At 73.7% G+C, this 12,030-nt stretch carries 6 protein-coding genes; 2 read left to right on the top strand and 4 right to left on the bottom strand.

Features of this window, described 5'->3' with window-relative positions; all coding sequences use genetic code 11:
• Window positions 1–71: 71 nt before the first annotated feature.
• Window positions 72–1,022, top strand: coding sequence for a hypothetical protein (locus Leucomu_RS06245; RefSeq protein WP_128386688.1), 951 nt, complete (start codon window positions 72–74; stop codon window positions 1,020–1,022).
• Here the strand turns inward: Leucomu_RS06245 and Leucomu_RS06240 are convergent.
• Both Leucomu_RS06240 and nudC read right to left on the bottom strand, forming a co-directional pair.
• Window positions 994–2,676 carry an ATP-dependent helicase gene (locus Leucomu_RS06240; RefSeq protein WP_128386687.1) on the bottom strand — a complete coding sequence of 561 codons (1,683 nt, stop codon included), beginning with the start codon at window positions 2,674–2,676 and terminating at the stop codon, window positions 994–996. The two genes, Leucomu_RS06245 and Leucomu_RS06240, sit on opposite strands and share 29 nt — an antisense overlap.
• Complete coding sequence (gene nudC / locus Leucomu_RS06235; protein ID WP_128386686.1) at window positions 2,666–3,820, bottom strand: NAD(+) diphosphatase; 1,155 nt, start codon at window positions 3,818–3,820, stop codon at window positions 2,666–2,668. The genes Leucomu_RS06240 and nudC overlap by 11 nt, the downstream gene beginning before the upstream one ends.
• 123 nt (window positions 3,821–3,943) lie before the next feature.
• Here nudC and Leucomu_RS06230 point away from each other — a divergent pair, with 123 nt between their 5' ends.
• Entirely contained in the window at window positions 3,944–5,164 is a 1,221-nt protein-coding gene (locus Leucomu_RS06230; RefSeq protein WP_128386685.1) for a phosphotransferase, read from the top strand.
• A gap of 56 nt (window positions 5,165–5,220) precedes the next feature.
• Here the strand turns inward: Leucomu_RS06230 and Leucomu_RS06225 are convergent, their stop codons facing one another.
• Window positions 5,221–8,736, bottom strand: coding sequence for an ATP-dependent DNA helicase (locus Leucomu_RS06225; RefSeq protein ID WP_128386684.1), 3,516 nt, complete (start codon window positions 8,734–8,736; stop codon window positions 5,221–5,223).
• Entirely contained in the window at window positions 8,733–12,011 is a 3,279-nt protein-coding gene (locus Leucomu_RS06220; RefSeq protein WP_128386683.1) for a UrvD/REP family ATP-dependent DNA helicase, read from the bottom strand. The genes Leucomu_RS06225 and Leucomu_RS06220 overlap by 4 nt, the downstream gene beginning before the upstream one ends.
• Between the last annotated feature and the right edge of the window lie 19 nt (window positions 12,012–12,030).

The raw sequence follows: 12,030 nt of genomic DNA, 5'->3' as shown, positions 1-12,030 counted from the left end.
ACCCCCGGCGATCCCGCCCGGCGCCTGTGAATAACTGCGTCGGCGGTGGTGCCGTGATGCAGACTCGTGCCATGAACGACACGATCACCCGCATCCGGCCCGATCTCCCGCTCTGCTGGGAAGACCCCGACACGCTGCGCGTCGGGTTCGAACGGGCGCAGGCGCGCGTGCGGCACCCGAGCCCCGGCGCGCAGCGCCTCATCGGAGCACTCGTCTCCGGCATCGCGCCGCGCCGCCTCTCGCGGGAGGCCCAGCGATTGGGGGCGACCCCGCAAGAGGTCAGGGAACTGCTCACGGCGCTCTCCCCAGCGCTCGAGTCGGTGCCCGCGCCCGGCGCTCCGGATCGAGAGGCACCGATCCGGACGGCGCCGGATGGAGACGGCTCGACTGGACGGGCACCGCTGCACGGCGCCTCGCGCGGAGACGCGCGGCGTCGAACGGCGGCGCCCGCCGCCGCGCAGCGCTCGCTGCGGGCGCTGGTCTGCGACGACGGCCGCGAGGTGCCCGGCCTGCGTGCCGCGCTGAGCGCCACCGGCCTGTGCGCGCTCGACGAGCAACCGTCGCTCGAGCAGGGGTACGAGCTCGTGGTGCACGTCGAGCGCTTCCTCGAACCGCTCGAGTGGGCGCAGCGCTGGCTCAGCCTCGCCGTGCCCCACCTACTGATCCGCTTCACCGACCGCACCGTGACCGTGGGCCCGCTGGTTTCGGAGCTGGGTGCGCCCTGTCATACGTGCTGCGCGCTGACCATGCTCGACGAAGATCCGGCCTACCCGGTTCTCGCCGCGCAGCTCTACGGTTCGAGCCCCCGCACCGAGACGGCCGCGGGCGCGCACATGGCGGCCGCGTTCGCCGCCATGCTCATCGGCCGCTGGCGCGCGGGCGACCCGTCGGCCCGCGCCACGCGCGCGATCATCCCGATGCGTCGCGGTCAGGTGAGCGACGCCCCTCGCCTCGTCTCCGTCGCACCGCACCCCGAGTGCGCGTGCGGGGCGTTCACGCCAGCAGACCGGCCTCCGCGATGAACCGGGACGGCCGCCGCGGGGCGCGGGAGCCTCCGCCCACACCCGAGAGGCGCAGCACGTCGCGCGCGCGGGTGAAGGCGACGTAGGCGAGCCGCCGCTCCTCCTCGATGGCCGCCTCATCGGCGGCGTGGGCGATCGGCAGCACGCCCTCGCTCATGCCGACCACGTGCACCATCGACCACTCCAGGCCCTTCGCCGCGTGGATCGCGCTGAGCGTCACCGCCTCGAGCGTCGGCTCGTGCTGGGTGCGCTGCCTGGCGAGCAGCTCCTCGCTGAACTCGCGGATGCCCGCGCCCGGCGGCATCTCGTCCACGAGCGCGAGCAGCGCGCCGAGCGCCTCCCAGCGCTCCCGTGCGGCGGCGCCCTCCGGCGGTTTCTCGGTCCACCCTCCGGCCCGCAGCACATCGCTCACGATCTGGAACAGCGGCCGGGGGTCGGCGACCTTCGCCTCGCCCCTCACGAGCATCACCGCCTGCTGCACGTCGGCGCGCTCGAAGAAGCGCTGCGCGCCGTGCACGCGCGTGCTGATTCCGCGCTGCTGCAGCGCCTCCTCGAAACGGGCCGACTGCGCGTTCGTGCGGTAGAGGATCGCGATCTCGGAGGCGCGCGTGCCCGCGCTCAGCGCGTCGACGATCGAGCCCGCCACCGCAGCTGCCTCGTCGTGCTCGCTGCCGAACCACTCGAAGGTGGGCGCATCCGCCTCGGTGCGCTCGCGAGTGGCCCGCAGCGTGAGCGCGCCCGGCCGGTCGCGCATCAGACGGTTGGCGAGCCGCACCACCGGCTCGGTCGAGCGGTAATTCCGTTCGAGCCTGATCTCGCGCGCGTGCGGGTACTCGACGCCGAACCGCAGCAGGTACGAGCTCGTCGCCCCGGCGAACGAGTAGATGGTCTGGCTCGCGTCGCCGACCACGCAGAGATCGTCGCGATCCCCGAGCCAGACCCGCAGCAGCGCGTGCTGCAGCGGCGACACGTCCTGGAACTCGTCGACGGTGAAGAAGCGGTAGCGCTCCCGCACCTGCAGCGCCGCGAGGGGCTCGGCCTCGAGCATTCCCGTGAGCAGCACGAGCACGTCCTCGAAGTCGATCTGCCGCCGCTCCTCGAGCAGCGTCGTGTAGGCCCGATGCACGTCGACCAGCTGCTCGGCCGTGAGCCCCTGCGGCAGCGGTCGATCCTGCACCCGCTCCGCGTAGGCGTCGATGCTCAGCATCGAGGTCTTGCGCCACTCGATCTCCGAGGCGGCGTCGCGCAGCGCCTCGCCGCCGAGCCGCAGCCCCATGCCCTCGACGGCCTGCGAGAGGGCGGCGACCTTGCCGGGCAGCACCTTCGGCGCGGCCCCGCCCACCAGCTGCGGCCAGAAGTGCCCCAGCTGCGAAAGCGCCGCCCCGTGGAAGGTCTGCGCGCGCACCCCCTCCGCGCCGAGCCCGCGCAGACGCCCCTGCAGCTCCCCCGCCGCCTTGCGGGTGAACGTCACCGCGAGCACGCGCTCGGGGGCGTACACGCCGCTGCGCACGCCGTAGGCGATGCGGTGCGTGATCGCCCGCGTCTTGCCCGTGCCCGCGCCGGCGAGCACCGCGACCGGCCCGCGGAGGCACTCCGCGATCTCCCGCTGCTCGGGATCGAGCTCCGCGAGGATCTCCTCCGCGTCACTCGCCATGCGCACCCTCTGCGAGCGCGACGGCGGTCTCGTCGGGATCGGCAACCGCGCGATCGCGTTCGCTCGGACCGCTCGCGGCGCCCGATCCGGCCGAGCCGCCCGCATCACCCGCGCCCTCGGCCGAGGCGGGATCCCGGTCGCCCTCGGCGACCCAGCGGTCGATCATCCAGCGCGCGATCGAGAGCGGCATCGGCAGCGTGATGCCGGCGGCGGGACTGCGCAGCTCGTCACGCGTGAACCACCGCAGCTCGGAGATCTCCTCGGGATCCGGGCTGAGATCGAGCGGATCCGCCCCCTCCGCGAGCCGAGCTCGGAAGCCGAGCATGAGCGAGCGCGGGAAGGGCCACGGCTGCGAGGCGACGTACTCGACCTCGCCCAGGCGCACGCCCGATTCCTCGAAGACCTCGCGCGCGACGGTCTGCTCCAACGACTCGCCCGACTCCACGAACCCCGCGAGCAGCGAGAAGCGTCCGCTCTCCCAGAGCGCGTTCGACCCGAGCAGCACCCGATCCTCGTGCTCGATGAGCACGATCACGGCCGGGTCGGTGCGCGGGAAGTGCTCGCCGCCGTGCGCGTCGCGCCGCATCCAGCCGCCGAGCCTCGGCTCGGTGAGGCTGCCGTCCCGCGGCGAGAACCGAGCCGACTCGTGCCAGCGCACGAGCCCCGAGGCGACGGCGATCATCTCGCGTTCGGCTTCGGGCAGACGATCGGCGAGTTCGAAGGGGTGTCGCCATTCCTCGCCGGGCAGGCCTGCGGCGGGCGGGCTCGCGGGATCGCTCGGCGCCGTCTCCCCCGCACCCGCTCCGGCCGCGCGGGGCGCCCCGTCGCGATCGACGTCATCGGCGCCGCGCTGCGAGACGGCGACGGCGAAGACGGGATCCCCGTCCACCCGACCGAGGTAGAGATGGCGAGCGTGCTGATCCGGCCCCGCGGCCTCGAACTCCCCCGTGGTGGGGATCAGCGCGAGACGAGGCCCGCCCGCACCATCCGGCGCCCCTCCGACGACCGGAACCTCCACACCGCGCAGACGCAGCAGCTTCGCGGCCGAGTCGTTCCAGGCAGCGCTCAGACGCCCGGCATCGGCGCGGGTCTCGGCGTCGCGGTCGAGCGCCCGGCCGGCGAGCGGAGGGTGGTCGGCAATCATCGCGTCTCCTCTCGGGCGGGGGCGCCGAAGCATCGCATCTCGATCCCCCGAAGTTGCGTGCGGTGTGCCGCGCGGTGCGCGTGGCGCGGCCCAGGAGTCCGCGCGCGTGCATACCCTGAATACATGGCCACCATTCCCTTCACTCTAGCCGCGCTCGCGACTTCGGCCGTACCTGGCCTCGTCGTCTTCGGGGTTCGCGCGCACGAGGGCGACGAGAGCTTCGCCTCCGCAGTCGTCGCCGGCGAAGACGCCGAGCTGCTGGTGCGGGTGCCCCGCACGCAGGCCGCCGAGGTGCAGCAGTCGACCGAGTTGCTGGGGATCGCGGCGCTCACGGAGGGGCCCCGCAGCCGCCTGCCGTTCGAGGTGCCCGAGACGCTCGGGATGACGCGGGCCGGCGACACGCGGGCCGTGGTGACGACCATGCTCGGCGGCGCCCGCTTCGAGGCCGAGGATCTCTCGGACGACGCACGACTGCTGCAGCCGATCGCGGAGGCGATCGGGGCGATCCACGATCTGCCGACGAGCGTCGCGCAGCAGGGCGGGCTGCCCGTGCGCAGCGCGCAGGATCTGAGACTGCTCACGACCCGCCTCATCGACCGGGCCGAGGCAACGCGTCTGCTGCCCGAGACGGTGCTGCGGCGCTGGCAGCAGACGGTGGAGACCGCCGACATCTGGGATTTCACGCCGACCGTGGTGCACGGCTCGCTCGATGCCGAGCAGCTGCTCGTCGAGGACGACCGGGTCACGGGCGTGACGGGCTGGTCCGAGCTCTCGGTCGGAGACCCGGCGTCCGACCTCGCGTGGCTGCTGGCCGCCGGCTCGGACGTGCTCGACTCGGCGCTCGCCAGGTATGCCCAGAACCGCAACACGGGCTCGCTCGCCCACCTGCGAGTACGGGCAGCGCTCTACCACGAGTTGGAGGTGGCGCGCTGGCTGCTGCACGGGGTGGAATCGCACGATCAGGCGGTGATCGACGACGCCGTGAGCATGCTCGACCGCATGGTCGGCTCGTCCGGCCCGCTCGGCGCCGCGTTCTCCGCTGCGAAGCACCGCGCACCGCTCGACGAGTCGGAGGTGACGGCGCTGCTCGACGAGACCCCCGAGGTGGCCGACCACCTCTCGGACACGGCCGCCTACGAGGCGCTGGACGAGGATCGCATGTTCGGGGTCGACACCGACTTCATCGAGCCGCTCCGCGAGGGGAGCGACGAGGACGCCGAGGCGCCGACGAGCGGGGGCGGTGAGCCCGCAGAGGACGGTGCGGAGCACATGACCGAGCCGCTCTCGGACCAGCTGACGCAGCCGATCGAGGACGAGGATCTGCCGGAGACCCCCGCGCGCTGAAGCGGGGTCGGCGGCGGCTCGCCCAGGCTGCGCGGCTCTGCTCGGTCGCGGCGGCGCTACGGCGCGGGGCGCAGGCGCGCTGCGGCGGAGCTCCAGATCTCTTCGAGTTCTTCGAGGCTGCGCGGTCGACTGCCGGTGAGTTCGACGCCCTCGGCGACGTAGAACAGCGAGACATCGATTCGCCCGGGATCGACGCCGGCCCACTGCGCGTAGGCGTGCCGGTAGAGATCGAGCTGGAAGAAGCGGCTCTCGCGCTCGGCGTCGGTGCGCGGCGACCGGCCCGCCTTCCAGTCGACGATCTCGAAGCGGTCGGCTGCGCCGCCGTGCCCGGGGAACCGGTAGACGGCGTCGAGCTTGCAGACGAGTGTGCGGCCGGCGAAGGGCAGCGTGACCTCCTGCTCGACGGCGATGGGCTGCAGCCCCGCCCATCGCGACTGCTCGAACTGTTCGATCAGGGGCCTCAGTTCGGCTTCGCCGTCGAACTCGGCGAGTTCGGGTTCCCACCCCTCGAGGTCGAGCCCGGTGAGCGGCAGCGCGGTGCCCCGCGCAGTCGTGGCGCGCCGCTCGACCCACTCGTGGAAGCGGTTGCCGATGCGGGTGCGCCGGTAGGGCCGCTGAGGAACGGGTCGCCGCCTGCGCCGTTCCGCGAGGGCTGGATCGTCGATGAACTCATGGAAGGTCGAGGCCGTGATGCGCTCGGGCAGGCCTCGCTCCGGCGGAGCGTCGGCTCCGGCCCCGGAGTCCGCTCCGGCCCCGGCGTGGGCTCCGGCACCTGAGCGGGGGTCGGCGGCCGCGCCCGGGGCGCCCGCCTGGGCCGGTGCGCCGCCGCCGACCGGTGAGCCGTCTCGGCGCTCGGCGAGCAGCAATCGCACGGTCTCGTCGAGGTCGGGGTCGTCGAGTGGATCCCGGCCCTCGTCTCTCCCGTCGATGGCGGCCTGCACCGCTGCGGCTGCGCGCATCACGGCGGGTTCGCGGGCGCCGAGGGGATCGAGCGGCCACTGCAGGGCGAGCTCGGCGAGTTCGCTGGGGTCGGACTCGTGGGCGCTCTGCTCGGGCAGCCCCGCGATGATGCCGGCCTGCTGCAGTTCGAGCAAATAGGGCGACGGTGTGCGAGGTCGGGTCTGCCCGCCCCAGAAGGCACCGCTGAGCAGCAGCCGGCTCGCCGAACGGGTCACCGCGACGTAGGCGAGGCGGCGCTCCTCGTCGTGATGCCGGTCTCTCAGCTGTTCGCGGTAGGAGGCGATGCGGTCGCGCAGCTCCTGCTGCGTGTCGGCGATGCGCCAGTTCAGTTCGGGGCGTGCGGCGGCGTCGCCGCGCAGCTCGTCGGGCAGTTCTCCGGTGCGCAGCCAGCCGGCGCCGCTGCGGGGGCTCGACGGGAACTCGCCCACGACGAGGCGGGGCACGGCGACGAGGTCCCATTCGAGGCCCTTCGAACCGTGGGCGGTGATGAGCTGCACGGTGCCGGGGGCGGGTGCCGCGACGTGCTCGGCGGTTTCATCGGCCTCGACCGCCCGCTCGATCCACTCGAGCAGCGACGCGAGCGTGCCTCGGCTGTCGACCGAGAGGTAGCTCTCGACGAGCTCCGTGAAGATGTCGAGGTTGGCGTGCGCCGCCGAGCCCCCGGCGTGCTCGCGCGCCTCGTTGGCGTCGAGCTCGATGTCGAGCCGCAGCCCCTGCACGGTCGCTCCGATGAGTTCGGGGATGCTGCCTCCGACCCCCCGGCGCAGTGCTGCGAGCATGCGGCCGGCGTCGCGCAGCCGCTCGCGCCCGGCCTCGCTGACGCCGCGCAGCGCCGCGTGGTCGAGGCTGCGCATGGTGGCGATCTGGTCGAGCGCGTCGATGAGGGTGAACTGCCGGTCGGGGTCGGGCAGCACGCGGTCCTCGGCGCGGTCCTCGTCGCTGAGGGGCTGCTGCGAGACGTCGCGCCGCGCGAACCAGCGGGCCGCGTCGCGCAGTCCGGCGATGTCGGCGACGCCGACGCGGAAGCGCGGCCCGGTGAGCAGCCGGATGAGGTCGCTGCCGGCGTCGGCATACCAGATGCAGCGCAGGGTGCTCACAACGTCGGTGACCTCGGGTGTGGTGAGGAGGCCGCCGAGGCCGATGATGCGGTTGGGCACGCCCGCATCGGTGAGCGCGGCCGAGAAGGCGGCCATCGGGCTGCGCGTTCGGAAGATGACCGCGGCCGTGGGCGGCTCTCCGTGCTCGGCGAGGTGGGCGTCGCGCGTCTCGCGCATCCACTGCGCCACCGCGGCGCGCTCCTCGTGGGCCGTCTCGGGGTACCGCCACTCGATGGAGCCCTCGGCTGCGCCGGGTCGCGGCGCGAGCCCCGGCACGTCGATCGCGGCGTCGGCGGCGAGCGGCGCGGCGATGACGTTCGCCGCGTCGAGCACGCGGTCGGGGTTGCGCCAGCTCGTGGAGAGCGTGAGGGTGGCGGGGGCTGTGCCGCCGTCGGAGGGTCCGCGACCCCGGAAATCGGAGTGGAACGACTGCAGCCCCTCGGCCGAGGCGCCTCGCCAGCCGTAGATCGACTGGTGCGGGTCGCCCACCGCCATGACGGAACCGCCTGCGAAGATGCGCGAGAGGAACCGGGTCTGCCCCACCGAGGTGTCCTGCACCTCGTCGAGCAGCACCGCGCGGTGCCTGCGGCGCAGCACGGCGACCGCATCGGCGGAGCGCTCGAGCGCCAGCGTGGCGAGGGCGAGCTGGTCGGAGAACTCGATGACGCCTCTGCGCTGCTTCTCGGCCGCATACTCGCGGGCGAGGCGGGTGATGAGCGGGGTCTCTGCGAGACTCGCGACCGCGTCGCGCACCGGCGCGTAGACCTTGCCGCTCGGCTCGCCGCCGAGCTCCTTCTCGTTGTAGGGCAGATGGATCACGCGCCCGAACTCCTCGACGACGCGGTCGACGCGGTCGAGCGAGGTGAGGTGGTCCGAGACCGCGTGGTCGAGGTTCAGCAGGTGGCGGATGAGCTGGGGCAGGCTGAGCTCGCTCGTGGCGAGTTCGGGATCGCGGCTCGCGATCACGGTGTCTCGCGCGATGCGCCAGGCGGTCGCCTCGTCAATGACCGCGGCTCCCGGTGCGATGCCCGCGGCCGCCCCGAACTCCTGGAGCACACCTGCCGCGAAGGAGTTGTAGGTGCTCACGTCGGGAAGATCGAGGCCGTCGGCGAGCTGCTCGGCGAGCACTGAGGCGCGTTCGGCCTCGCCCGGCGAAAGCGCCCCCCGCTGCGCCGCATCGCGCACCCGCTCGACGAATGCGTCGATCCTGCCCGAGATGCGCTCGCGGAGTTCGCCCGCGGCCTTGCGGGTGAAGGTGAGCCCGAGCACCTGATCGGGCTCGACAAGGCCGTTCGCGACGAGCCAGACCACCCGGTTGGCCATCGTCTCGGTCTTGCCGCTGCCGGCTCCGGCCACGACGAGGGTGCTGCCACCGAGCGGGTGCTCGATGACGGCGCGCTGCTCGTCGGTCGGCACGAGAGCCGGTTTGGGCGGCACGGCCAGTATCTCGGCGATGCGCGAGGCGGAGAAGACGGGGGGTTCGGGGAGCGCGCGCGCCATCGGATCGCGGGTCATGCGCGGCTCACCGCCGGGATGATGTGCAGCCGGCAGTCTCCGGGCTGATGGGGGTCGGAGCAGTGGTGTTCGACGCGGGCGGTGAACTCGCCGGCCGCCATGACGCCGGCGATGTCGACGACGCGCTGCTGCAGCAGGTGCATCGCCTGCTCGGTGATGGGCTGCTGCACTCGTTCGACGTAGTCGGCCCGCTTCGTCGCGTCGGGGTGCACGTAGAGCAGGCGGGCCCCGCCGCTGTGCGCGTTCTGCGTCGGCGGGGCGTCGTCGGGAAGCTCGAATGCGCCGCGTGCGACGCCCAGCTGGTAGGCCTGCAGCTGCGCGTGCTCTTCGGCCGCGGACTTGCTCGGCGGCGTGCGCCCGGTCTTCAGGTCGAGCACGGTGATCTCGAGTGCTCCGTCGGCGCGCTGCGTCGCTTCGAGCCGGTCGGCCGTGCCCCGGAGCACGGCTCGATCGATGGGGATCGAGAACGCGGTCTCGCGGCCGAGCAGGCTGCGCTCGGACGCCTCGAAGGAGCGCAGATACGCGGCGAGGCTCTCGGTCATGGCGCGGGCGAGCCGTTCGGCGCGCTGCGATTCCCACTCGGCGTCGAAGGGCAGTTTGCCCCACTCGGCCTTCACCGCGTCGAGCATGGCCTCTGCGTCGGCCTGCTGCGCGGTCTCGAGGGCGTGGTGCACCAGCGTGCCGAGGCTCGCCTGGAGGTTTCCGCTGCCTCCCCCGAGGCTCGCGATCGCCCAGTCGAGCGGGCAGGTCTCGGCGCGTTCGAGCTGCGACGGGCTGACGGGCACGCTGCGTTCGGGGTCGTCGAGATCGAAGAGCGGGGCGGTGGTGCTGGGCGGCAGCACGCCGTACCACTCGGAGGGGCGGGCTCCGGGCACCGACTCCCAGGCGAGCGCGGCGATCGAGCGCAGCGCTTCGTCGTCGCCCGGGTCGAGCGCGAGCCTGCGCCTCATCTCGGCCACCGCTCCGCGCAGGGTGAGCCGACTGCTGGGCAGCCCCTCGCGCAGGTGAACCCGGCCCAGGCCGAAGAAGGGGCTCGGGTGCTGTTCGTCGTCGGAGACCGCGACCACCAGCAGTTCGTCGCGGGCTCGGGCGCAGCTGTGCACGAAGAGCCGCAGCTCGTCGTGCATGGTGTCTTTGCGGGAGGGCGGGATCGCCTCCGCCCCGCGCAGCCACCGCTCGAGCGCGGCGGTGCCGAGCAGCGACCCCCGAGCGCGCAGATTGGGCCAGGCGCCGTCTTGCACTCCGAGCACCGCGACGACCGAGAACTCCCGCCCGATGGCGCCCTGCGGGGTGGTGACGGTGACCGCGACGCGCTCGCTGCGCTGCGCGAGCGAGTCTTCGGGCACCGCGCTGAGCAGCAGGTCGTCGAGCAGTTCGCCGATCGGTTGCTCGCTGTCTTGTTCTTCGTGGCGCTGGAGCGCGAAGAAGAGGCCCATCACGGCGTCGAGCGAGCGGTGCGCCTCGTCGGCGCGCACACCGCGACCGTCGAGGGCCTCGGCCTGCCAGCGATCGGCGAGCCGCGTGCCCTCCCACAGGGACCAGAGCGTCTCTCGCGGTGTGCCGCCGGCCTCGCGCACTCGAGCGGCCGCGGCGGTGAGCAGTCCGATGCGTCGCAGCGCACGGCCGCCGGCGCTGTCGATCACCGGAGTGTCGCCCGGGTGGGCGACGGCTTCGAGCACGAGCCCCTCGATGGCGCCCGGCTCGCGCTGCTCGGCCCGCGCGTCGCGGCGCTCCTGCATGAGCAGCGCGCCTCGCAGCCGCCGGATCGCCACGGGGTCGAGGCCGCCGATCACCCCGCCCGCGAGCCTCAGCACGTCGTCGCCGGTGAGCGGGGCCAGCCCGAGGGCGTGCTGCAGCAGCCGCGCGAGCTCGCGCACGATCTGGTGCTCGCGGAGCACGATGCCGCCCGCCGCGACCCCCGTGGGCACCTGGTGCGCGGCGAGTGCGCGCGAGACGCGCAGCGCCTCGGATCGGCTGCGGCAGATCACGGCCATGTCGCTCCAGTCGGTGCGTTCGCTCGCGCCGAGGCCGAGGCGGCGGGCGCGCAGGCGGTGGGCGATCACGCCCAGCTGCTCGGCGGACGATCCCACCGATGCGAACTGCACCGCCCCGAACTCGGTCGAGGCGGGCGCCGCCGTGACGGGCCCCGCCGATCGCGCCGCCCCGTCGGCGCTCTGAGCGGAGCGCTGCTCTCCTGCTCCCGCGGCGCCGACGCGCGTCGTGAGGCCGCGCACGAAGCCGCGCAGTTCGGGGCCGTGCCGATGCACCGTGCGCAGCACCGCGCGCTGCTCCCCGCCTGCGGCGGCTGCACGGGAGGCCGTCGCGGAGGCCGCACCGGCGGCACCGCCGCCGCGCCGCTGGAGTTCGTCGCCGAGCCGCGCGAGCACGGCGGTGCGCTCGCCGTGGAACGCACCGGTCGCCTCGTCGGGATCGCCGAAGACCCAGACCCGGCTGCCCGCGCTCGCGCAGGCCGCGATGAGCGCCAGCTCGCCCTCGCCGAGCTCTTGGGCGTCGTCGACGAGCAGCAATCGCGGCACCGCGAACGAGCCCGGCGCCAGCGCCCCCTCGCCGATCGCGGAGCCGCCGGCCCGCACCGCGGCGGCGGCCGCGCGCAGCAGCGCGCTCGAGCTCAGCTCTTCGGGTCGCTCGACCGCGAGACGCTGCGAGACCGCTGCGATGAGATCGAGCCCGTCGCACCAGCGATCGAGGATCTCGGGAGCGGGCATCCGCGTCTGCGCCGCCCGCCCGGCCGACGCGCGCAGCGCGCGCAGTTCGGCGGCGAAACCGGCCGGCTCGAGGTCGAAGTCGTCGACGATGCGCCACAGCTCGCGCAGTTCGGCGCGGAAGGCGGGGCTCTGCAGCACCTCGGGAACGAGCCCCACGATGCCTGCGGCTCCGGCGAGGCCCCGCTCGATCGTCTCGGCGATCGCCTCGTCCTGCGCCGTGCCGGTCAACAGGCGCGGCGCATCGCGCCCCTCGACGGCGGCGGCGCGGCCGAGCACGGCGAAGGCGAGCGACGCGGCGGTGCGCACCGGGGTGCCGCCGATCGCGCGCCCCGCACGACGTTCGACCTGCCCGCGCAGTTCGCTCGCCACCAGCCGGTTCGGGGCGATGACCAGCGCGTGATCCTCAGCCCACCCGTCGAGGTCGATCACGCGCGCGAACGCCTCGACCAGCACCGTGGTCTTGCCCGTTCCCGGCGCCCCCAGCACCCGCGCGTGGCGGGCGGGGTCGAGGGCCAGAACGGCCTGCTGAGACGGGTCGAATGAGAGCATGCGATCACCCTACCGAGCA

This window comes from Leucobacter muris (assembly GCF_004028235.1).
Lineage (GTDB): Bacteria > Actinomycetota > Actinomycetes > Actinomycetales > Microbacteriaceae > Leucobacter > Leucobacter muris.
The sequence above is the reverse complement of the archived record's forward strand: the minus strand, read 5'-3'. Positions and strand labels throughout refer to the sequence as shown.

What these genes read in the sequence shown, in the direction of transcription:
- Leucomu_RS06245 (WP_128386688.1), top strand. Translation starts at nt 72, where the DNA reads ATGAACGACACGATCACCCGCATCCGGCCCGATCTCCCGCTCTGCTGG.
- Leucomu_RS06240 (WP_128386687.1), bottom strand. Translation starts at nt 2,676, where the DNA reads ATGGCGAGTGACGCGGAGGAGATCCTCGCGGAGCTCGATCCCGAGCAG.
- nudC (WP_128386686.1), bottom strand. Translation starts at nt 3,820, where the DNA reads ATGATTGCCGACCACCCTCCGCTCGCCGGCCGGGCGCTCGACCGCGAC.
- Leucomu_RS06230 (WP_128386685.1), top strand. Translation starts at nt 3,944, where the DNA reads ATGGCCACCATTCCCTTCACTCTAGCCGCGCTCGCGACTTCGGCCGTA.
- Leucomu_RS06225 (WP_128386684.1), bottom strand. Translation starts at nt 8,736, where the DNA reads ATGACCCGCGATCCGATGGCGCGCGCGCTCCCCGAACCCCCCGTCTTC.
- Leucomu_RS06220 (WP_128386683.1), bottom strand. Translation starts at nt 12,011, where the DNA reads ATGCTCTCATTCGACCCGTCTCAGCAGGCCGTTCTGGCCCTCGACCCC.